The sequence below is a fragment of the Lysinibacillus sp. NPDC093692 genome, assembly GCF_050280125.1.
Lineage (GTDB): Bacteria > Bacillota > Bacilli > Bacillales_A > Planococcaceae > Lysinibacillus.
The window spans coordinates 52839-76269 of the sequence record NZ_JBNNUW010000025.1; the positions used below are offsets into that span (position 1 = coordinate 52839).

General features: G+C 36.5%; 17 protein-coding genes. 1 reads left to right on the plus strand and 16 read right to left on the minus strand.

Annotated elements, in window-relative coordinates; all coding sequences use genetic code 11:
• Positions 1-86: 86 nt before the first annotated feature.
• The 5 genes from sufB to sufC all read right to left on the minus strand — a co-directional run bounded on the left by sufB (position 87) and on the right by sufC (position 5340).
• Positions 87-1484, minus strand: coding sequence for a Fe-S cluster assembly protein SufB (sufB, locus tag ACQKN4_RS21240; protein WP_031417705.1), 1398 nt, complete (start codon positions 1482-1484; stop codon positions 87-89).
• Positions 1485-1587: 103 nt separating this feature from the next.
• Positions 1588-2016, minus strand: coding sequence for a Fe-S cluster assembly sulfur transfer protein SufU (gene sufU / locus ACQKN4_RS21245; protein WP_427484745.1), 429 nt, complete (start codon positions 2014-2016; stop codon positions 1588-1590).
• Positions 2006-3235: a cysteine desulfurase gene (locus ACQKN4_RS21250; RefSeq protein ID WP_079561482.1), complete on the minus strand. Its 1230-nt coding sequence runs from the start codon at positions 3233-3235 to the stop codon at positions 2006-2008. The genes sufU and ACQKN4_RS21250 overlap by 11 nt, the downstream gene beginning before the upstream one ends.
• Positions 3235-4542, minus strand: a complete 1308-nt coding sequence (gene sufD, locus ACQKN4_RS21255; protein WP_427484746.1) for a Fe-S cluster assembly protein SufD — start codon at positions 4540-4542, stop codon at positions 3235-3237. Before sufD ends, ACQKN4_RS21250 begins: the two co-directional genes overlap by 1 nt.
• Positions 4543-4560: 18 nt before the next feature.
• Positions 4561-5340, minus strand: a complete 780-nt coding sequence (sufC, locus tag ACQKN4_RS21260) for a Fe-S cluster assembly ATPase SufC (RefSeq protein ID WP_068985348.1) — start codon at positions 5338-5340, stop codon at positions 4561-4563.
• A 718-nt stretch (positions 5341-6058) separates the two neighbouring features.
• On the opposite strand from sufC, the gene ACQKN4_RS21265 reads away from it, so the two are divergent.
• On the plus strand, positions 6059-6961 hold the full coding sequence (locus ACQKN4_RS21265) for a LysR family transcriptional regulator (protein WP_079561480.1): 903 nt from the start codon (positions 6059-6061) through the stop codon (positions 6959-6961).
• An 84-nt stretch (positions 6962-7045) separates the two neighbouring features.
• On the opposite strand, the gene ACQKN4_RS21270 is transcribed toward ACQKN4_RS21265, so the two are convergent.
• The 11 genes from ACQKN4_RS21270 to ACQKN4_RS21320 form a co-directional block, all read right to left on the minus strand.
• Complete coding sequence (locus ACQKN4_RS21270) at positions 7046-7213, minus strand: hypothetical protein (protein WP_427484747.1); 168 nt, start codon at positions 7211-7213, stop codon at positions 7046-7048.
• 9 nt (positions 7214-7222) lie between these two features.
• Positions 7223-8269, minus strand: coding sequence for a glycosyl hydrolase family 18 protein (locus ACQKN4_RS21275; protein WP_079561478.1), 1047 nt, complete (start codon positions 8267-8269; stop codon positions 7223-7225).
• Between the two features lie 21 nt (positions 8270-8290).
• On the minus strand, positions 8291-10042 hold the full coding sequence (locus ACQKN4_RS21280; RefSeq protein WP_427484748.1) for a polysaccharide deacetylase family protein: 1752 nt from the start codon (positions 10040-10042) through the stop codon (positions 8291-8293).
• Positions 10039-11901, minus strand: coding sequence for a glycosyltransferase family 2 protein (locus ACQKN4_RS21285; RefSeq protein WP_427484749.1), 1863 nt, complete (start codon positions 11899-11901; stop codon positions 10039-10041). The genes ACQKN4_RS21280 and ACQKN4_RS21285 overlap by 4 nt, the downstream gene beginning before the upstream one ends.
• Before the next feature lie 5 nt (positions 11902-11906).
• Positions 11907-13343 carry a polysaccharide deacetylase family protein gene (locus tag ACQKN4_RS21290; protein WP_240518272.1) on the minus strand — a complete coding sequence of 479 codons (1437 nt, stop codon included), beginning with the start codon at positions 13341-13343 and terminating at the stop codon, positions 11907-11909.
• A 10-nt stretch (positions 13344-13353) separates the two neighbouring features.
• Entirely contained in the window at positions 13354-14679 is a 1326-nt protein-coding gene (locus ACQKN4_RS21295; RefSeq protein WP_079561474.1) for a nucleotide sugar dehydrogenase, read from the minus strand.
• A 689-nt stretch (positions 14680-15368) separates the two neighbouring features.
• The gene (locus tag ACQKN4_RS21300) at positions 15369-16532 is read right to left on the minus strand and encodes a dicarboxylate/amino acid:cation symporter (protein WP_079561473.1); all 1164 of its coding nucleotides are present in this window, start codon (positions 16530-16532) and stop codon (positions 15369-15371) included.
• Positions 16533-16905: 373 nt separating this feature from the next.
• Complete coding sequence (locus ACQKN4_RS21305; protein WP_427484750.1) at positions 16906-20082, minus strand: hypothetical protein; 3177 nt, start codon at positions 20080-20082, stop codon at positions 16906-16908.
• A complete protein-coding gene (locus tag ACQKN4_RS21310) occupies positions 20079-21503 on the minus strand; it encodes a glycosyltransferase family 2 protein (RefSeq protein ID WP_079561471.1) in 1425 nt (474 codons plus the stop codon). The genes ACQKN4_RS21305 and ACQKN4_RS21310 overlap by 4 nt, the downstream gene beginning before the upstream one ends.
• On the minus strand, positions 21500-22546 hold the full coding sequence (locus tag ACQKN4_RS21315; protein WP_427484754.1) for a HEAT repeat domain-containing protein: 1047 nt from the start codon (positions 22544-22546) through the stop codon (positions 21500-21502). The genes ACQKN4_RS21310 and ACQKN4_RS21315 overlap by 4 nt, the downstream gene beginning before the upstream one ends.
• A complete protein-coding gene (locus ACQKN4_RS21320) occupies positions 22543-23427 on the minus strand; it encodes a response regulator (RefSeq protein WP_079561469.1) in 885 nt (294 codons plus the stop codon). The genes ACQKN4_RS21315 and ACQKN4_RS21320 overlap by 4 nt, the downstream gene beginning before the upstream one ends.
• Between the last annotated feature and the right edge of the window lie 4 nt (positions 23428-23431).

The following is a 23431-nucleotide window of genomic DNA, read 5'->3' on the forward strand; positions in this document are numbered from 1 at the left end:
ATGAATGGTGATAATTCTTTTAACACCGCAAAGAAAGCAAAAAAACACCCCGCCACAAACGTTGATGTGACGGGGTTTTACTTATATTATCCGATTGAACCTTCCATTTCAAACTTGATTAGGCGGTTCATTTCTACTGCGTATTCCATTGGTAATTCTTTTGTGAATGGCTCGATGAAGCCCATTACGATCATTTCTGTCGCTTCTTCTTCAGAAATACCACGAGACATTAAGTAGAATAATTGTTCCTCTGATACTTTTGAAACTTTCGCTTCATGCTCTAAAGAAACATTATCATTTAAGATTTCGTTGTATGGAATTGTATCTGAAGTAGATTGGTTGTCCATGATTAACGTATCACATTCGATATTAGCACGTGCACCACTTGCTTTAGGGCCGAAACGAACTTGACCCATATATGTTACCTTACCACCCTGTTTGGCAATCGATTTAGAAACGATTGTTGAAGATGTGTTTGGTGCCATATGAATCATTTTCGCACCTGCGTGTTGGTGTTGACCTTTACCTGCTAATGCGATTGATAATGTCATACCACGAGCGCCTTCACCTTTAAGGATACAAGCTGGGTACTTCATTGTTAACTTAGAACCGATGTTACCGTCGATCCATTCCATTGTACCGTTTTCTTCAACAACTGTACGTTTTGTTACTAGGTTGTAAACGTTGTTTGCCCAGTTTTGAATCGTTGTATAACGGCAGTATGCATCTTTACGTACAACAATTTCTACTACTGCTGAGTGTAAAGAGTTTGTTGTGTAAACAGGAGCTGTACAACCTTCAACGTAGTGTACGTGCGCGCCTTCATCTACAATAATTAACGTACGTTCGAATTGACCCATGTTTTCAGAGTTAATACGGAAGTAAGCTTGTAATGGCGTTTCCACTTTTACACCTGGTGGTACATAGATGAATGATCCACCTGACCAAACTGCTGAGTTTAGTGCAGCAAATTTGTTGTCAGTGTAAGGAATCACTTTGCCCCAGTATTGTTTGAAAATATCTTCGTTTTCACGTAAAGCTGAGTCAGTATCTTTGAACACAATACCAAGATCTTCAAGGTCTTGTTTCATGTTGTGATAAACAACCTCAGATTCGTACTGAGCAGATACACCTGCAAGGTATTTTTGCTCTGCTTCTGGAATACCTAATTTATCAAAAGTAGCTTTAATTTCATCAGGTACTTCATCCCAAGATTTTTGTGTAGCTTCTGATGGTTTTACGTAATACGTAATTTCATCAAAATCTAAATCTCCTAGGTCGCCACCCCATTGCGGCATTGGTTTTGTATAGAAAGTTTCAAGTGCTTTTAAGCGGTACTCAAGCATCCACTCTGGCTCTTGTTTCATATTAGAAATTTCACGGACGATTTCTTCAGTTAAACCACGTTTTGAACGGAAAATTGATACGTCCTTGTCATGGAATCCGTATTTGTAATCGCCAATATCAGGCATTTTTTTAGCCATCTTTTCTCCTCCGTTCATAAATAATTGTTATTTTGTTTAATGCTCAATAACCTTACTTCAAGTGAAAGCACAATTAATGCTTTCACTTGAAATTAGGAATTATTTATTCCTTAACACCTTTTTCCATCGCTTTCCAAGCTAATGTTGCACATTTAATACGTGCAGGGAATTGAGAAACACCTTGTAGTGCCTCAACATCCTCAAGGTCATATTTATCGCTATAGTCTTCACCCATCATCATTTTAGAAAAAACATCAGCAAGCTCTAATGCTTCATCAATTTTTTTCCCTTTGATGAGCTGCGTCATCATGGAAGCAGAAGACATCGAAATTGAACAGCCTTCACCGTCAAACTTCGCATCCTCGACAATACCGTCAGTCACTTTTAGCGTTAAGTGAATACGGTCTCCACAAGTCGGGTTGTTCATATCAATCGTTACAGCATCGTTTTCTATAAATCCTTTATTACGAGGATTTTTATAGTGATCCATAATGACTGAACGATATAGTTGATCTAAATTATTAAAAGACATCGCCAAAATACTCCTTCGCAGAACGTAACCCTGCCACTAAGCGGTCAATATCTTCTTCTGTGTTATACAGATAGAAGCTTGCACGCGCTGTCGCTACTTGTTGAAGACATTTCATTAGTGGCTGCGCGCAATGATGTCCTGCACGAACAGCAATACCGCTCATATCAAGAACCGTTGCCACATCATGTGGATGTACATCGTCTAGGTTAAACGTTACAAGGCCACAACGCTTCATCGGGTCACGTGGGCCAAAAATTTTAAGTCCGTCAATTGTTTCAAGCTGATCCATCGCGTAGCCTGCAAGCTTATGCTCGTGCTCCGCAATTTTATCTAGCCCAATTTCAGTTAAGAAATCGATAGCAGCCCCTAAACCTATTGCACCTGCAATAATAGGAGTTCCACCTTCAAATTTCCACGGTAATTCTTTCCACGTCGACTCATGAAGTCCAACAAAGTCAATCATTTCGCCACCAAATTCAATTGGCTCCATCTTTTCAAGGTGTTCTTTTTTACCATATAGTACACCTATCCCAGTTGGTCCGCACATTTTATGACCTGAGAACCCTAAGAAATCTACATCCAAATCCTGTACATCGATTTTCATATGTGGTGCTGCTTGTGCAGCATCCGCTACCATTACCGCACCGTTAGCATGCGCAATTTGAGCGATTTCTTTAATTGGGTTAATCGTTCCAAGGACGTTTGACGCCATAGACACCGACACAATCTTTGTTTTAGGTGTAATTGTCGCACGAACCTTTTCTAGATTAAGTGTGCCATCTGCTTCGAGCTCAATATATTTCAGTGTTGCATTTTTTTCCTTTGCAAGCTGTTGCCAAGGAATAATATTGGAATGGTGTTCCATGTGGGTAATGACAATTTCATCACCATCAGCCACATTAGCACGACCATAACTTGCTGCTACTGTATTTAAAGCAGTTGTAGTACCGCGAGTAAAAATAATTTCTTGTGTTGAAGTAGCATTAATAAAATTACGAACCTTTTCACGTGCGCCCTCATACTTGTCAGTAGCACGATTACCCAATGTATGCACACCACGGTGAACATTGGAATTATCAAATTCATAATAATGCTTCATCGCTTCAATTACTTGAATAGGTTTTTGAGAAGTTGCTGCGCTATCAAGGTAAACAAGTTTATGACCGTTTACTTCCTGATTTAAAATCGGGAAATAGCTTTTAATGTCTTTATTCATCATTAGCGAACTTTCCTTTCAATAACCTCCGTCAGTTGCTTTTGAACGCCTTCGATTGGTAATTGCGTAACAACTGGCGCAAGGAATCCATGGATAACAAGGCGCTCTGCTTCTGCTTTCGAGATACCACGACTCATTAAGTAGTAAAGTTGCAGTGGATCAACTCGGCCAACAGATGCTGCGTGTCCTGCTGTTACATCGTCTTCATCGATTAATAGAATTGGGTTTGCATCGCCACGAGCTTTTTCAGAAAGCATTAACACACGTGATTCTTGTTGTGCATCCGCTTTTGTCGCACCTTTTTCGATGTAGCCAATGCCGTTAAAGATTGATTGTGCCGCTTCTTTCATTACACCATGCTTTAAGATATGACCATTTGAGTTCTTACCCCAGTGACGAACTTCAGTAGTGAAGTTAAGTTTTTGTTCACCGCGACCAACAACGACTGTTTTTGTATCAGCATTAGAACCGTCACCGATTAGATGTGTAATGTTTTCAGAAATAGTATCTGAGTCATTCATTAAGCCAAGAGCCCAATCTACTTTCGCATCACGAGCTAGGCGTCCACGACGATTTACATAAGTAGTATATCCTTTCGCAAGTACATCAACCGCACCGTAAGTAACTTGTGCGTTGTCTTGAACTACTACTTCAGCAATAATATTTGCTTGACCTTTTGCTTCTTCAACTGTTGAAATATATGTTTCAACATATGTTACAGCTGAATTTGCTTCAGCTACAACTAACACGTGGTTATATAATGAAGCTTCTGCGTTATCGTTTAAGAAGATTACTTGAAGTGGCTGTTCAATAATTACATTTTTCGGTACATATACGAATACACCACCGTTAACAAGTGCCGCATGAAGCGCAGTTAATTTATGCTCATCAACTTTTACAGCTTCTGTCATGAAGTACTTTTTAACAAGGTCACCGTGTTCACGAACCGCCGTTAAAATATCTGTAAAAATAACACCTTTATCAGCTAATTCTTGTGATGTTTTAATGAAAGCTGGTGTATTATTGCGTTGAACATAAAGGTTTTCTTGTGCTTCAAGATCAATTAAGCTTTTTGCTTCTTCTGGTAAAGCATCAAGTGAAGCAAATCCTTCACTGTCAACTGTATGAGTTGGGAAATTTAAGAAATCCCATTTTGTAATATTTGTTCTGTCTGGTTTTGGCATATCTAAACCAGTTGCTTTGTCTAGTGCTGCCGCGCGAAGCTCAGTAAACCAAGCCGGTTCTCCCTTTGCTTCTGAGAACGAGCGCACGTCCTGTACTGTTACAGGCAAGTTAAGTTCCTCTGTCATGCTAGTTCGTCCTCCCTCTTATGCTTCTTGTTCTTCTGTTTCTTCTTCGATACCTAATTCTTTTTTTATCCAGTCATAGCCTTCCGCTTCTAAACGTTGTGCTAACTCTTCGCCACCTGATTTAACAACACGGCCTTGCATCATTACGTGTACATGGTCTGGTGTAATGTAGTTAAGTAGACGTTGGTAGTGAGTGATCATTAAGCAGCCGAAGCCTTCTCCACGCATTGCATTGATTCCTTTTGAAACAACTTTAAGCGCGTCAATATCAAGACCAGAGTCAATTTCATCTAAAATTGCGAAAGTTGGTTTAATCATCATTAATTGAAGAATTTCGTTACGTTTTTTCTCACCGCCAGAGAAACCTTCATTTAAATAACGTTGTGCCATATCTTCATTCATTTCAAGGAATTCCATGTTTTTATCTAATTCACGGATAAATTTCATTAGAGAAATTTCATCGCCTTCTTCACGACGTGCATTGATAGCTGAACGTAAGAAATCAGCATTAGTTACACCAGCGATTTCAGAAGGATATTGCATAGCTAGGAATAAACCTGCTTGAGCACGCTCGTCCACTTCCATTTCAAGTACATTCTCGCCATCAAGCTCAACTGTACCAGAAGTTACTTCATATTTAGGGTGACCCATAATTGCAGAAGCTAGTGTAGATTTACCAGTTCCGTTTGGTCCCATGATTGCATGAATTTCATTTGTATTGATCGTAAGATTTACGCCTTTTAAAATCTCTTTCCCGTCGATTTCAACGTGAAGATCTTTAATAACTAAAGTTGACATAAAATACCTCCATAGTGTGTTCAGTGAATGGTGAACCATCCCTTAATTATCATCATTCTAATCTTAACTGAAAATCGTTCTCTATGCAAACCATTTCAATCACTTTCACTTTTCTTTGAAACAATCCTTAAAAACAAAGAGTTTGTAAGCATTTTCAAAATATTGCTTATCGTTATTGACAATGAGAATCGACTTCCCTTATTTTCAATAAAATAAATCTAATTGAGAACGGATTTCATCTAGCTACATAGTGGAAACCCCTTAGGAATCGCTAATTGTAGCGGTTTTGTGACAAAAATGTATAAAGAACAGTACCAATACTATAACCTTTTTTATTAGAATAGAATCAAATAAGGGAAAGAAATTTATAGAGTTCTAGTTCGTAAAAAAAGATTTACCACCATAACGTGAGGGATTTCCGTTCCGGCTGGGGACTTCGGGGCAGCAGGATCTTATTTGCGCGGCAGTGAAGTGCTAACGTTGCAGTAGCGGTAGTTGTTTTTGCGCGACAGTGGCAGGTGTTGGTCACGAAGGCTTTATTACAGGGCGTGACGCATTTAGCATTCGTTCCTCTCCGCGCTTCAATGAAGCTACTGAGATATCCCGTCATTTAATTCGCACCGGTTAACATTTGTTTATTTTCAGTTATTTTCATCTTAATAGTATATAATTGAAGAATAATCAATCGTATTTTTCGATTAATAGAGGTGAATATCTAGTGGAGTTACGTCAATTACGATATTTTGTTGAAGTTGCAGAACGCGAACACATATCAGAGGCTGCCGAACATCTTCATGTTGCTCAATCTGCAATAAGCCGACAAATTGCTAATTTAGAAGATGAATTAGGCACACCACTTTTTGAACGTGTAGGACGCAATGTTAAATTAACACCGATTGGAAAAACATTTCTCGAGCACACCATTACTGCTTTAAAAGCCATCGATTTTGCCGCAAAGCAAGTTGAAGAATATTTAAACCCTGCTAAAGGTACAATAAAAATCGGCTTTCCAACAAGCTTAGCTAGCTATGTATTGCCAACTGTTATTTCTGCCTTTACGCGTGAATATCCAGATTTGCAATTCCAACTCCGTCAAGGTTCTTATCGTTTTTTAATCGATGCAGTCAAAAACCGCGAGTTAAATTTAGCTTTTTTAGGTCCACTTCCACCGAAGGACGAAACAATTCGTTCAACCATATTATTTACTGAAAATATCGCTGCATTACTGCCAGCAAAACATCCATTAGCCAAAAAAGAAAGTATTCAACTTGCTGATTTACGTAATGATTTATTTGTGTTATTCCCAGATGGCTATATTTTACATAAAGTAGCTATGGATGCCTGTCGCGCTGCCGGCTTCTTGCCAAAAGTCATCTCTGAGGGTGAAGACTTAGATGCACTAAAAGGTCTTGTCGCTGCGGGCATCGGGGTTAGCTTATTACCAGAAAGCTCCCTATATGATTCAGCTGCTCGCTTCACAGTAAAGGTACCGATTAAATCACCTACAATTCCAAGAACAGTCGGTATTATTTCACCTGTAAACCGCGAAATTGCTCCATCAGAAAAAATATTTTTAGACTTCGTTACCAATTTCTTTTCACGACTTTCTCAATTCCAATAAAAAAATCGCCGTATGTGGCGATTTTTTTGTAGGTTTAGGTGTTTCTTTCCGTCGTTCTGGCGGTTCTTTCTGTCGCTTTGATATTTATATCCGTCGTTTCGTCGGGTCTTTCCGTCGCTCTGGCGATTCTATCCACGATTTTGGCTTCTCTATCCGCCACTTTGACGTTTCTATCCACGACTTTGGCTGTTCTATCCACGACTTCGGCTGTTCTATCCACGACTTCGACTGTGCCATCCGTCTCTCTAGCAATCCGATTCGTCACTCCTCTGATTGTTCGTTAATCCATTGTAACGTTTTCGAACTTAGACCTCCGGCACGCCATAAAACAATCTCATTGTAGCGTTTCTTTCGTACGTGTGCTGTCCATTTTTCAAGTGTTTCCTGATCGGCATACCAAACTTCATGCTTCACTTTTTGTTCATCTACATACGTGAAATATACAGCACCACTTGCTTTATCTCGTTGTTTAACCGCTTTCGTTTTGTTCAGTAATTCCTCTGCCTCTATCTCTGTTAATGCAACTGTTTTGCCTTGATTTACCCATTCAAATCCCCCAGTTGCAAAAGCAATCGCTAGTTTTTGATTGGACTTCTTAATTTTTTTTATTAAATCATTTAAAAATGAAAAGTCCGCCTTTGCACCTGGACCACTATGATATCCGTGCACATTATAAGCCATCACTGTATATTTAGGTCCATTTGGCAATTTAACATCAAACGGGAAGCTAGGCTCTAGTACGACATGTAATGAAATACCTTTTTTTGATAACTGTTTATAAAGTTCGTTTAGGAAACGGACATACCCAGGAAGGTCCTCTTTAGCAACCTTTTCATAATCAATTTCGATACCATTCACATTGTATTGGTCAACAACTTGCAAAATATTATCAATATGTCGCTGCCTTGATGACGCATTTTGAAACAATCGATTTAATAATTTGCTATCCTTCTGAACTGAAGGGGCGTTATCTGTAACAGTATCGTTAATTAACGTAAGTATCACTTGATGTGATTCATTAAATTGTTGCTGTGTTTGTTTCAACATTTCTATCGTATCTTCAGTTAATAATAATTGGTCACTCTCATTAAAATAAGCACCAAAAACGCGAATGTCTTGTAAGCCCTGTTCTGAATTTCCCACATCCTCGATGGCAGATTTGATTTGCCATTCAGGTAACCAAATAGATAATTGAAGCTTTTCTTTGTTCTTCAATAGTTCTCTCGCCTTCACAGGTTCTTCTTTACTATTATTACAGGCCGTGATAATTAGTAGCGCTAGACAGATAAACAATAAAATTTTTTTCACTTGAATTTAGTTCTCCCCGCTTTAGAAGGTTTCAATAAAGAAATCCACAACGCTATTAATGAAAGTCATTGTTTTGTGCTTTACTTTATCGAAGTTCGTGTATTGGTTAGTAAAAAGTGTACGATCGTTACTATCTGTAATCAAAATATCTTCGATGAATGTATCATAAATATCATCTGCATACTGTTCATGCGAAGTTTCTTTTGTGCTGAACATCGCACCAAATCCAATTTGTGATCCTTGAATATCAGGATTTACTTGTATTGTTTTGGATAATACCTTATCTACATCTATCTTAATTTTATCCTTATTAACAGCAATGTTAAATTCTCTTGTTTTTGTTAGGTTTCGTGGATATTCTTCCTTATCAATTCTAGAGCCTTTTTGCGTATCCTGATAATTGTATACAGTAGCCTTATTAAATGCATACTCTTCTTCATTCCACTTTATTTCATTTAACGGGAAACGCCCCTTCTCAACAACGCTTGATTCTGGTGTTTTCTCAGAAACAACAATCTCATTATCGATTAAAGCTACCCGAATATAGCTATCATTTTTTTCATCATAGTTTAAATAAATAGATTGTTGTCCAACGACATTCCCTTTAAAGGCAAAGTTTATATTATATTGCTCTGGAAGTGTTTCCTTCAATATTACCCGACCTTCACTAGCAGGTGCAGATGTTATAGTAATCGCATTATTTTCATATTCTGCTGCACCATTCATGACAGACCATTCTTTTGCTCGATTAGGATCTCCGACTTCAAATTCTACATTTTGCTTACTAGCTTGGCGGATTTTCATCATCAAGTGATTGGTAGACCAATAGGGCGAAACTTGCAATCTACTTAAGTTATAAAGATTAGCATCCGCATCATTATATGCCCCTAGCTCCAAATTGAAATGCATATTAAATTTATCTTTAATTTCTTTATTATTCGCACGTTCAACTAACGAATCCATATTATTATAAAGTGAGTTGGAATGCATAATCGCATAAGCTTTAGGAACTTCTCCTAATTCCTCCTCATAAATATCTTGCATTAGCTTGTAATCTTTTTGAATACGTTTTTCCATTTCCTGTCGCGTTTCACTTGGAATCATATATTGATTGCGAATGAAGTCCATTAAATAATGATTATAATATTCGATAGTTGTTTTATTCGGCACATTATTTTCATCTAATACACCTAACGACTGTCCTTTATTATTAAAAATATTAATATATGTTAGACGGTACCCATTAGAGCCCAACTCCCAATACCCACTTTTCTCCATGAGTAATAAGTCTTTCGGCTTTAAAAATTTGTTGTCCCGTGTATCCATTTTATTGGCGTACGTAAACACCGTAGCTTTATAGTTTAGATCCTCCATGATGTTTTGAGCAAATATACTAGAATCTGTCCGTCCATCTTCAAATGATAAAAACAAAGCTTTTTCTGGCAACGGTTTGTCTTTCTGATAAAAATCTAAAATATCTTGCTGAGTAATTGTTTGATAACCCTGACTTTCAAGTAATGCTAGTTGTTTTTTTAAATTCTCTTTAGATACGTATTTAGGAGACTCGCCTCTGCTCACACCAAAATATGATAATGCGATGAAACCATCTTTATTTTCTAGAGGAACCGTTTCCTCTACCCTTTTTTCTGTTAAAAACACTACACGTATTAAAATGATCGCTAAAAATATAACGATAATCGCTTGAACAATGGATCGTATTATTTTCCTTCGGTTTTTTTTTGCTGGATTTAATACAACATTTTTTTCACTCATTTCTTCTCACCCATTTTTCTATTTAGAATCGAAAATCGGGATTTTCGCAATTTTTGTTTTTCCAATTTCTTTTCTTTGGCGATGACATCTTGAGGTGTTTCTCTCGTACCCCATGTTGATTTCCAAAATGTAACCCATGCAACAGGCATTTGCCACAGCAAAATAAATTCATAGAAAAGTACAAAGATAAAGCCAAATGTCCATAACTTACTTTTTCGAAAGAAAAGATGGGCCAAACTCATTAGCATTGCCATCAATAACAAGCCCATTAAAAACGTAGTTGGAAAAACGCCATGCATAATTGGCACATAAAGTAGATTGTAAACAACAACAATAGGGGCTGCTATCGGTACGATTAAACCGATGATGAAGAAAAGAAACATAAAAGGTTCCTTCTTCCACATAAATAAAAATGCTCGTAACGATTCGCGTAGCCAAGATCGTTTCCATCTCATTTGTTGAGATAAAAAGACTTTTGAATCTGATGGAACAATTGTAGAACATACGGCATTATCCTGATATCCCGTTCGATGTGTTTTTAAAATATAATTTGTCATACTACGGTCATCACCGAATGTTGCGGGTTGTCCAAGAAATTTTTGGTTTAACCATGCTGTTTCATTCTTTAAAATAAGCTCTTTTCGATAACACGCTAATGGACCAGATAAACAAGTTACTGTATCAAACCAAGACTCAGCAGCTTTCATTATCCGGAAGGCTATATAATAGCGAACGGTTTGCAATTTTGTCAGAGCATTTGTAAATTTATTTTCAACCTCTGTTCTTCCAGCCACACCGCCCATTTTAGGATCTTGGAAAGGCTGCACTATATTTCGAATAGCATGAGGTTCTAAAAAACTATCTGAATCTACGAAAACGACTAAATCGTGTTTGGCTAGATGCACTCCGGCCACTAGAGCCTCTCGTTTCCCCCCATTTTGAGGTAGCTTATGGAAGCTTAAACGATTCTTTGTTTTAAATCGCTCACCCTCACTATGAATAAGTTCAATCATTTCTTTAGCTTTTTCCTCAGTTCTATCTGTTGAATAGTCATCTACAACAATAACTTCTAATTTGTCTACAGGATAATACTGATTAATACAGCTTAAAATTGTTCTATGAATCCACTCTTCTTCGTTAAACACTGGAATAATAATAGAAACGCCCGGTTCAAATTTAGGATTTATCGGGACATTCCTATAGAAAATACCGAATAAATATCGACTTAAAAGAAATGTTGCAGCAATAATACTATATAGATATAGGAATTTATTGAATCTGAAATAAATAACACTTTCAGCCCTCATTAATACCACAATAAGAGAAACAATCAATAGAAATAAACTTGCCACAAAGATTGATAGTCCCCAACGTTTTTTAGTCATATAGTCATTTAAAGGCTGTAGAAATTCACATGCATAATAGCATCTAGTTTCATCATCTACTTCTTTCGTAAAATGGCGAACAACTTTCGCTTTTACCTTTACCTTAGATTCATAGCCCTCCGGCATCGCACCACCAGGTATAGTAAATTTCATCGTAATAATTTCATCTATTTCAAAATTATTAGGACTATTTGAAAATATAAGGATACCTGTAACCGAAATATCCTCCGCATAATGTTTGTCACTAACCTTTTGCTTTACTCTTTTAATTTGTACTTCAAAATTAGTTTCATAGCGTAAACTTAACAGCTGTAAACGATATATTTCATTGACATCTGTAGGATCGATTTCTTCCTTTTGATACGAAGCACCTCGTCGATTAACGAGATTTCGTACATTTTCTGGGTCAGGAATATTCGATAAAATTCGTCGATCAGAGCGCGGTATCGTTAAAATCTCTTTTTTCTTATTCATGATTATCAATTCACTTTCTTATTTGAATCTTCTTCAATCCAAGTCGACATTTTTGCAAAGCTATACCCATCTTTTTGCAGCTTTTCAATGATTACTGGTAAAGCCTCGACTGTTTTTGTACCATCTAAAATGTGCATAACAATTACTTTTCCTGGACCAATCCTACTCATCACACGATTATAAATATCTGAAACGGTATATTCTAAATTCCAATCGAATGATGCAATATCGTACATAGCAATGGATTTGATACCTGTTGCGGCAATAATTTTCGCTGATTCTTCATTAATAGCACCTTTATTAGGTCTGAAATACAATAAAGGTTCTTCCTGTAAGGCATATGTTAACGCCTTATGCGCCTTCACGACATCCTCTTGGAGTTCCTCCGGTGTCATTGTCGTTACATCAAGGTGATTGTAGGAGTGGCTTGCAACCTCATGGCCTTTCTCAACAATTAATCGCGCTAGTTGCGGTTCCTTTTCCACACCTTTGCCGATTAAAAAGAATGTAGAGTGAACGTTATACTTATCAAGAACATCTAAAATTTCTTTAAGTCTCTCCTCACTCGCCCAATCATCAAAGGTTAAAGCAACTTCCTTTTTAGAAGTATTTTTACGGTAGTACATATTTGGTTTTACATTTTCATAATCCAGATTCACTTTAATAGCGTCATAGCCTTCTATTGACTCTAAGGGTTTTGCTATATATTGCTCATCTAATACGTCCGTTAATGTAGAGAAAGCATATCCTTGTTCTTTCCCCAATTGAGACAATAGTGGTACAACATCAATAATCGCAGGATTAATGTATGTGTTTAAATGAATGACTGATCCACTGTTGATAAAACGATGAATATAATCCGTTATCTCTTCGGCACTTTGCATATTTCGATCTTTCGGATTTATGGAAGATGCTACGACTCCCTTCATATTGAGCGTTTTAGTTGCTAAACGCATATTGTCAGTTGAGTCACCAGAACGACTTCGAACGTATTTTGGTGTATAACCTAGATGCTCTTCAAAAACTTGATTCGTTAAATAGATCTCTTTATAGGTTTCTTCATAATTTAAATCGGTCATATCAGGAAACGTCAGCGTACCATTTTCTACTTCATGACCTTTTGCTAAAATGTCCTTCACTAACTCAGGATCTTGTGCCACTCGCGTTCCTTCTACAAAAAATGTTGCCTTCATGTTACATTGGTCTAATACCTTTAATAGCTTCAGCATTGTTTCATTGTCAGCAAGCCCATTAAAGGTTAATGCTATCCTCGGACTAAGAATGCTTGCGTGACTATAAATTTCACTCATCGTCCCATCATGTTCCTTTACCTCAATTGTTGAATCAACTGGTTGAACCTGATTAGTTTGAGCAGACGATTGACATCCTGTTAAAAATAAAATGAATAATAGACTACATATTTTCAGTCGACTCACATTCACAGAATCCCTCCTATAATTTGTAGTATTTTTCATTCTCGAATAAGTGATGGGTATTACGTGTATCAAAAACTAAAGCAGCGTGCTGATCAATTAATGAATAATCAATTGTTGTATGATTCGTTAAAATGACTACAGCATCTGCTTTTTGAATGATTTCTTTTGTAAGTGAAACTGTGTTTAACATGTAATTACCAGTTGTAAACGTTTCAATAAATGGATCAATAACATTTAGCCCACATTGCTTGTCCATTAATTCGTCAATGACACGTAATGCTGGTGATTCTCTAAAATCATTAATATTTGGCTTATAGGAAACTCCAATCACTACAATTTCCGCATCACTTATCTCTTTTCCTTGCGCATTTAAATAAGTTTCAAGTCTTGCAACTACAAAGCTTGGCATGGAATTATTAATTTTATCAGCGGTCTCAATTAAAGTTGCAGCAATACCATGTTGCTGGCCAGCCCATAATAAATATTTAGGGTCCACCGGGATACAATGACCACCTACTCCTGGGCCAGGTGTAAATGGCATAAAACCATAAGGCTTTGTCGAAGCCGCTTCAATAACTTCCCACACATCTATATCCATCTTATGACAAATCTGACTTAATTCATTGACAAGAGCAATATTAATTTGCCTAAATGTGTTTTCTAGTAACTTTTCCATTTCGGCAACCTTTGGACTTGTTACAGCAAATACATTTGTATTGATTACTGATTCATAAAAAAGCTTAGAAACTTCTAAACAAGATGTTGTTATTCCACCAACTACTTTAGGCGTGTTGGAAACTGAAAAATTAAAATTTCCAGGGTCGACACGTTCAGGTGAATAAGCTAAAAATAGATCTTGTCCAATAACAAAGTTACCATTTTCTAAGATTGGTTGAACTATTTCTTCTGTTGTTCCAGGGTAAGTTGTACTTTCAAGAATAACTAAAGTATTTGAGGATACGTTCTGTACGATTGCATTTGCTGCATCAACAATATACGAGATATTAGGTGTTCCATCTGAGGTTGTAGGTGTTGGTACACAAATAATAATAATATCTACTTGTGCAAGTTTAGAAAAATCATATGTCGGCTCAAAATTCTGTTCATTAACCGCTTTCTCTATGGCTGCATTAGACATATCAGCAATATAACTATCACCGCTTTTTATTTTAGTAACTTTTTCAATGTCTTTATCGAATCCAATTACTGCAAAGCCTTTATTGACGATTTCCAAGGCTAACGGGAGCCCCACATAACCAAGTCCAACAATTCCAATTGTTGCACTTCTTGTTTTGATTTTTTTTGATAAAGCTAATCCCCTTAGCTCAATTTTTATCCCCATAAACAAATTCCTCCTTTGTCTAAGTTATGATCGATTATGTCTCGGCAAAATTACGTCCAGAATCGATTTCTTGCTTAGGCTTGCATGTCACTACAAAAACACTTGTAGCTGGCGTTTCACTTTCGCTACTAAAATTGCTGAAAGAAATTAAAAACCTAATTCAAAGACTATCTCTACAATCGTTATTTCTTTTACGATTCATTTTTTTTGTAATGTTTTCCCTCATCGCACATCCAACGAAGTAACATTATCCTATAATTCAAAATGCACCTATCTAATACATATATAGTACTAAATAAAACTTAACATTTTCTATACAATTTCCTTTATAAATGAAAAAATAACTATTTTACCAATTACCAGTATCCCAAATAAACTCACACATCCTTTCTTTAGAACTATAATCCTTCGATATATCCCTACATAAACATGTAATTTTATTAAATTTCAGCAAGTAAAAACTTTAATTACTTATCACAAAAAAATTTTCTAGTCTTAAAAAATGTGTGCTACCTCATACTATTGAATCCGTAACGCTTTATCACCATTAGCTATTTATCTTGAAAAGTAGTACCCCCTAGTTAATCTTTAAGAGAACTCCAATATTATTTCGCGACCTAAGCAAAAAAAAATCGCCGTAGCAGGCGATTTTTTTCTTTAGTGATTCTATCCGTTCACTTTGATATTTATTAATTTGCTTGTTTGTTGAAACGGTCGACAATCATGGCTAATGCACCATCTCCCGTTACATTTGTAGCTGTACCAAAGCTGTCTTGTGCTATATACAGTGCGATCATTAGTGCAACCATTGTTTCGTCGAAGCCGAGCATTGTTTGCAGTAAGCCTATTGCTGCCATGACTCCTCCTCCTGGGACACCGGGTGCCGCAACCATTGTAATACCTAGCATAAATATAAAGCCGATATATTGCACAAAGCCTATATCCATACCGTTCATCATCATAACACCTAAAGAGCAAGTTACGATTGTAATTGTACTACCTGATAAATGAATAGTTGCAAACAGTGGGATTGTAAAATTCGTTACTTTTTCTGAAGCCCCTGTTTTTTGTGATTGTCGCAATGTAACCGGAATAGCCGCAGCTGAAGATTGTGTGCCTAATGCTGTAAAATACGCAGGTAGCATTGTTCGAAGTAACTTAAGCGGATTTTTCTTATTTAAAGTTCCCGCAGTAGTGTATTGCACTAGCAATATTACCCAATGCATCGCAATTATTAGTACGAAGACAATTGCAAAGACAGATAAGATTTTTGCTACTTGACCTCCATATGTCATGTTCAAGAAAATCCCAAAAATATGGAATGGTAAAAGTGGAATAATGACAAATGCAATTACCTTTTCAATGATTACATTAAACTCTTCAAAACCACGTTTCATCACATCGCCTTTGATGACTGTCATACCAATCCCTACGATGAATGCAAAAATTAATGCTGACATCACACCCATTAATGGCGGCATTTCAACTTTAAAGAATGCCTGTGCTAAAAATTCCTCTGGGTTTTTCATACTTTCCATAGCACCATTTGATATGAAGTTAGGCAACACATTTCGCGCTACTAAAAAGGCGAACATGCCTGCAATGATTGTTGAGAAATAAGCAAAGAATGTTGCCAAGCCTAATAATTTTCCTGAGCCTTTCCCAAGCTGGGCAATGCCCGGTGCAATAAATGCAATAATAATAAGTGGTACTACAAAGTTTAAGAAATTACCGAATAAGCCATTAAATGTTGCAAATATACGTACAAATGGCTCCGGCATAAAACCTCCAAGTATTACCGCTAAAAAGATAGCGACAATAATTTTTGCCAATAGACCAAATTTAAACTTCACTATAATGTCCTCCTTAAAAAAACAACTGTCTTTCTCGAATGTATTAGTAGTAATTTAACATAAACAATCGTGAGAATATACAGTTCGGAGAATAGGCGGAATTGCAAAACTTTTCTTTATTTTCTATCGAACAATAAAAAAACTTAGAATAGGTAAAAAATCACCTATCCTAAGCTCTTTGTAACTTCTTTCAGCAAAGATCTCCCACCTCTAAAGATGATGAGATGAATGTGGCTTTAAGCCCTTTTCAGCGGGTGTCCAAACATCAGCTGAAAGAAGTTAAAGCCTCCGGCGGATGTCACGGAATCGTAAAGGAGTTCTTTGTGCAAGCACAAAGCTGATTCCGGACGCAATTATGCCGAGGCATAATTGATTAATCTTTAAATAATTTTTGTAAAATATAATATGATTGTTTTAAACGCTCTTCATACTTAGGTGTTTGCCATGGCTCCCAAGTATAAGGTGAGAGTTTCGGTAAGACTTGGCCATTTTTCTCAGGTAAAGATTTTACAACTTTGCCCTCTCTATCTACAAAGACCGCACCAATATAAATATTATCGACTTTCATCGAAGCTGTCTCTCCATCTTTATATAAATCTCCCATAAACTCACGCTGGCTTGGATCTCTAGTTTGGATTAGTAGCCAAGGAATTCGTAGCTCAATCACATGATCATCCGTCCACGTATAGTCTACTAACGAATTATAATCTTTTGCTTTTGGATTGGCATTCCCTTGAAGCAGCTTCCCTGTTTCATAATAACTAAAGTCGGTAGTTCTATCTTCCTCTGGTAAGTACAGTTGTTTATTTAACACATAATAAATCGGAGTAAACTTACCACTATTTTTTGTAGGAACTGCCATACGAGGTGGAATCAGATTTATATTATGACCGTAAAAATAATCATAGAAATCATAGTATTCATCTATGACAACTCGAGAGTCTCCACTTTTATTTAATTCCACAATAAAATCTACGCCATTTGAAAACGTCATATCTTTTATGGATGTAGCTGAAGTATTCCCTTGATTTGGTACTACATCAAGTAAAATACGAGGTGAGGCTTGTTCTAAAACATCACTTTTTAATTTGAGATACAAATATCTTTCATCATAATCGACAGCAAAATCTGTTGAGTCAGAAGGTGAGGTATTGTACATTTGTGTACCTTTCCATTCCTTTGTATCGCCGTCTACTTTTACTTTAGATCGATCAAAGCTTAGTACGCCAAATTGTTGTTCATTTGTTTGTGCATTAGACCAAAACGGTCGACGGTTTGGATCATCATAATCCATCGTATTCCACGTCCGCTTAAACCACTCGTCCTGCCAAGTAAAGACAAGACCTCCGAGCAAGCCTTCATGCATAATATCTTCATATAAATGTTGTAACGTTTCACCTTGCTGCTGTTCGGACATATGGCCCTGATTCCAGCCATAAACATTTTCATGTGTCATACCACGAGCTGCAGGTATTCCAAATTCCGCAACAAGAACAGGCATATTATGCGCCTCATGTAGTTCTTTTAAATATCCTGCATAACTATTTTTATTGCCCCGGAAATCTTTATAATTTAAATATTTTTGATCGTAGTTAAAGAAGTCAGGGTAATAAGGATAAACATGATAGGAAGCAAATTGACCTGGTGCCTGCATCTCACCTTTCGTATAGATGACATTTGGATTTACGCCTACCAAATCCTCATCCTCAGAAGGCTCAGATGGATGGTCTAATAAGTCGGTTGTTACCCAGTTTGTGAAACTCATTGGACGGATCCAATTATATTTATCCTTCTCGTAAACAGTAATTAGATCCATTTGCTCTGCTAACCAATGCTCAAATGGTGAAGCACTTTTCGTTTCAAAGTACTTTCCATTATATTCGCCTATATTAGCGTGTTTTTCATTCGTACCAACAACCATATGTGGATACCATTCGATTCCTAGCACCCAGCCTATTACATATTTTGAAACGTCCACATCATATAATCCTGAGGCATGCCCTGTTACTGGCTTCACATAAGTATTACCGTGGATAACGTCTACCATTCGTTTCATTTCAAGTTGAAAATCCTTTAGAGTAGCTTCATCATAGGCATCTAATGAATCAACCAAGCCTTCTTCGTTAATCCATACACCATGCAATACATACAGTGGTTTATCTGGATGTTCTTCATTGTATTTTGCAAGTGCCCGATAAAAACCTGGCGGGTGTAATGTATATACACGAATCGTATTGGCATTCATCTCAGCAATTTGACGGAACCATCGATAGTACTCTTCTTCTGTAATAGCAGCCTCACCAGGGAATGCTCCTGGTTTACCCATACCGATATTAACGCCCTTAAAGACTATCGGCTCCCATTTTCCATCTCGTAAGATTTCAAATGACTCGCCCTTAATACGTGCGTTGTAATTTAATTTGTCATGATTAACGTTTTCTTGAACTTCTTTTTGTTCAAACGTTTCAAAAATTTTATGCATGACCGGTATATAGATTGACCAATAAAATGAACTATCTGCATATTTCTCAGCATATTTATAAATGGTCGGTAATCCTTTTATTTTGTAAAGGGTTGGTACCTGGGACATATCGTTAAAGTCTCCTGCAAAATAATAGCTTGTCGTGTAGCGTTTATCCTGTGAAACGATTGCCGCAAATTGCTGTGGAATATCGTTGTCCTCTAATAGTTTTTCCCCTTCTTTTGTTAAGTCCCATTCATAATTAGCGAGAGCATCCTCTGCATATTTAGGTGTGATAATATCAAACCAATAGCCATATTCTGCATGAGCAGAGGTGTTGAAGAACTTTTTCCCTTCTTCAGTAAATTGCACTTGAATACCTTCTGTGTTAACATGCTTGTCCAACTCTAGCACAATGAGCTTTTCTGTAATTTCATTAAATAGAAGAAAGCCTCCGCCTTTGTATGGCCAATTATCACCATGTTCATCTATAACCCATTGTGGAATTTCTGTATTTTTATGATAATCAAGCTCATCAAAATATCGCCCAATCCATCCAGACCATGAAATTCCTAAATAATCCTGTAACTCTTTTCTAACTTCCACTGTCGTTGGTGACGCAAATGTATTGTATTCAGCAATCAACATACTTTTCTTGTCGCTTGCTAAACGATCTACTATAGACTGCCATTCATCCATTTCCAAGCCGCCTACAATTTTTTCTGAACGTTTACCTAAGCGCTTTTTTTCATCTAAATCATCCTTATAAACCCCGTACGTATCAGCCAAATAAATAACATCATAATTACTATAGTCAGTCGGAAACTTTTTTTCCGACACTTTCTTCGTTTTATCATTCGGAAGCGTACCATAGTAATTTTTTTGTATATCATACGGATGCTCATCGATTGTGTATTTATAATGGTTTAAAAACCAGTTCACACCTAAATGCTCTCGATAAGTTTCATTCGGAACCGTTTTATCTAGAATCGCAACATTGAGTGGTTTTTCATCGCTGAAATACCACCATGCTATAGGTGTTATAATGAGAATTAGAACGACTATAATTCCTATATATATACGCTTCATACACTTTTCTCCTTTTCACCGATGCCGACACGCTTCATATTACCCCAATCGCTTCTTCTTAGCACAAACCGGAGCAATCCCTCACAGCGCCAAAAAAGAGTGAGTGGTCGATACCAGAAAATTTCAGTAAATGCTAAAAGTATCATGCGTAGTAGCTCTCTCGGTTTCGGATAAGTATTCAAAATCCATGCTTCGAATAATATAGAAGCTATTGAAAAAATTACCCCATAAATAACGAAAAGAAGTAACAGGATTATGGCTACTTCATAATAGATTTCCCCTAAGAAAAATGCCACTACGATATAAATATAACCACCTAGCTCAACTAGTGGTCCTAGGCATTCTACTAGCCAAAAGTATGGAAATGAAAGCATGCCTATTAAGCCATATTTAGGATTCAACGTCATCGTCTTATGCTTCCATAGGCTTTCAAATAATCCTTGATGCCAACGTCTACGCTGGTTTCGCAAAACCCCTAATGACTGAGGTGCTTCAGTCCAGCATACAGGATCTGGAACAAATTCTATACGTTTCTTTTCTTTTTTCTTTCTAATCAAACGGTGAATATTCACGACGAGCTCCATGTCTTCTCCAATAATATTCGTTGAATAACCGCCCGCTTCCACAGCCCATTCCTTCGAAAACACACTAAATGCTCCCGAAATAATAAGCACAAGATTGTATTTACTTAAAGCTATTCGCCCCATTAAAAAGGCTCTCGCATATTCTATTATTTGCATGATCACTAAGTAATTATTTGATAAGTGTGTTTCAGTAACGGAACCAAGCTGCATTTTTGCGCCATTGGCAATTCGGATATTTCCTCCTGCCGCAATCACTTCACCATCAGATAAAACAATCGGTTTCATCACACGAAGCAATGATTTTTCATCTAAGATTGAATCACCATCAATAGAGCAGAAATATGGATATTGAGATACATTAATACCAACATTTAATGCATCTGCCTTACCACCATTTTCTTTATCTACTAAAATACAATTTTTATAGATTTCAGATTCATAAATTTGTTTAACTTGTTTTGTAGGGATATGTGTACGAACAATTTTATCAACGGGCTTCATTCGGAAATGCTCGATTACGGTTTGTAGTGTAGAGTCAGTAGACCCGTCATTAATAATGATAATTTCCGTTTGTGGATATCGTAAATTCAACAATGAATAGACTGTGTCTACAACGCCAATCTCTTCATTGTAAGCAGGAACTAATAAGGATACTGGTTTTGAGTAAAAGGCATCTGTATGCGCATCATCATACTCTGAGGGGTCTAATTTATAGCGTTTTCGCATAACTAACATGGCTATAACAAACATGGCGCAATACGAAACAATAACGAACAACATATAAAATAGAATAAATCCACCAAAGAACCACATACAAAAATCTAAAAATACTTTCATTTGTTCCCTCGCTTTCTGACGATTGTTTCACGAGCCATGTCAATTGCATATGGGTCATTTGAGGATTCCATAAATTGCTGTAATTTCGCAATTCCATCTCTATTTTCAGCAATTGTTTTAGCAGCCTGTGAGCGAACCCACCAATTTTCATCTTGAAGAAGTTGTTCTAAATAAGCATAGGTATAGTTTAGAGGTACATGCTTAAAGATTTTCGCAACCATTAATCTTATTTCCCACATATCTGATGTCACAAATGGAACATAAGGATCGATTTCATCAATTACACCAATTTCATAAAGACCTTTTAATGCTCTTATTTGTATTTCTGGAACCTCATGCGTTAATAGCTGTTTTAACCGATCAATGTATTGTATATTTCTTTTTACAGCTGCAGTATCAATTGCAGCAAATTGGATATTTGTTGTCCAGCTATTAAAGTCTTCAAATAATCGAATAAATACGTCATCCTCTAACAAGACAAATACTCTTCTATATTCGCTTTCAGAATAATGAATGTTCGATTCTTTAATTTTTTCGATAAACAATTCTGGTTGGAAGAGAGAGTATATTTTTAACAGTTGAAAATATTCCTCCTCCGAAATTTTGGTTTTTTCGAATTGAAGACATGTCTCTAATAAATCCTCTATCTGTAAATCAGCAATATGATATAAAGCATTCATCCTAATGCTCCATCGTTTACTGGTCAAATCCTTTTCATAATACTTTTTTAAATAGAGATTAGAAAACTCTTTTATTTTGTGTTCAACTTTCTCATTGCTTATATTTTTCAAATAAGATGAAAAGATTATTTCTATAGCTGCTACTTGAGCTCTCTCTCGGGGTACAAGCACTATAGAGAAAATTTCATCATTGATTAAATAGTTGTACCATTGCTGTGAAGAGTTTTGTAAAAAAGTATCACGCACTTCTGCAAAACGAATCTCCCGCTTGCGCTGAACAAGTATATAGATCGTAAATAAAAATAGAACTGTTAATAAAATACCGCTGACCGTTAAAAGAAAAGGAATCGACAGCTTGATCATAGCCAAAACCTCGCAAAAGTCTTCTTAATTTTTGCTTCTAACAAACGTAAATTAAATGGTTTTACGATATATTCATCGACGCCACCTTCATAAGCATTCAGTGTTGCACCCTCTGAGTTTCGTTCTGACATCATATAAATGATGAACTTTTTCTCATTCGGCATTTCTCGCAAAACGTGCAAAATTTCTAAGCCATTTTTACGTGGTAAAATATCGTTCATCAAAACTAAATGCATATGGCCAGATTTATAGTTATCGGACTGTAAAAAATCATAGCCATCTTCATAGGTCGACACGTCAAAAGTATAATGAGGAATGTCTAAATTTTCGAGTGTCGTTTCTAGCACTTTTCTAAAGATTTCATTTTGTTCAATAATGCTAACCTTTACTTGCTCCGTCGGTTGTACACGATAATCTGTAACCTGTTCTACTGACCAAGTCGGCTGTTCTTCATCTGCTAGTTTGTGCTTATTTTTCTCTAACAATGTTTCAAAATCAACATTATTATTTCTTATTTCAGTAACGGAAGCTTTTAACGCTATTTGTTGAAATTCCCTTTCTTGCGTTAGAATTGCGAAAATTCGTTTTAAAAATGCTTTTACCTCTACTTCACTACTTTGCAGAAAAAATATCCCCCAATGCATGCCATCTGCTAGTTGGAAAAGTAAATCTGTTTTTCGTATTTTAGATTTTAAAAAAGCTGAAATTTGATGATTCACTTGATTACGTTCTATATCAGTTCCTTGTGAGGAATTCGCTACTTTAAAAAAGACTGCAGTCATTGTTAGACGCGAACGAATAACACTCTCACGCAAAATTTCAAAATAACCCTTCACCTCATGCTCCTGCATGATATCTTCCGCAACGATTAATTTATTCATTTGT

Bases quoted from the DNA above. Each gene is read 5' to 3' on its own strand.
- sufB (WP_031417705.1), bottom strand. From the start codon at position 1,484: ATGGCTAAAAAAATGCCTGATATTGGCGATTACAAATACGGATTCCAT.
- sufU (WP_427484745.1), bottom strand. From the start codon at position 2,016: ATGTCTTTTAATAATTTAGATCAACTATATCGTTCAGTCATTATGGAT.
- ACQKN4_RS21250 (WP_079561482.1), bottom strand. From the start codon at position 3,235: ATGATGAATAAAGACATTAAAAGCTATTTCCCGATTTTAAATCAGGAA.
- sufD (WP_427484746.1), bottom strand. From the start codon at position 4,542: ATGACAGAGGAACTTAACTTGCCTGTAACAGTACAGGACGTGCGCTCG.
- sufC (WP_068985348.1), bottom strand. From the start codon at position 5,340: ATGTCAACTTTAGTTATTAAAGATCTTCACGTTGAAATCGACGGGAAA.
- ACQKN4_RS21280 (WP_427484748.1), bottom strand. From the start codon at position 10,042: ATGAGTGAAAAAAATGTTGTATTAAATCCAGCAAAAAAAAACCGAAGG.
- ACQKN4_RS21285 (WP_427484749.1), bottom strand. From the start codon at position 11,901: ATGAATAAGAAAAAAGAGATTTTAACGATACCGCGCTCTGATCGACGA.
- ACQKN4_RS21295 (WP_079561474.1), bottom strand. From the start codon at position 14,679: ATGGGGATAAAAATTGAGCTAAGGGGATTAGCTTTATCAAAAAAAATC.
- ACQKN4_RS21305 (WP_427484750.1), bottom strand. From the start codon at position 20,082: ATGAAGCGTATATATATAGGAATTATAGTCGTTCTAATTCTCATTATA.
- ACQKN4_RS21310 (WP_079561471.1), bottom strand. From the start codon at position 21,503: ATGAAAGTATTTTTAGATTTTTGTATGTGGTTCTTTGGTGGATTTATT.
- ACQKN4_RS21315 (WP_427484754.1), bottom strand. From the start codon at position 22,546: ATGATCAAGCTGTCGATTCCTTTTCTTTTAACGGTCAGCGGTATTTTA.
- ACQKN4_RS21320 (WP_079561469.1), bottom strand. From the start codon at position 23,427: ATGAATAAATTAATCGTTGCGGAAGATATCATGCAGGAGCATGAGGTG.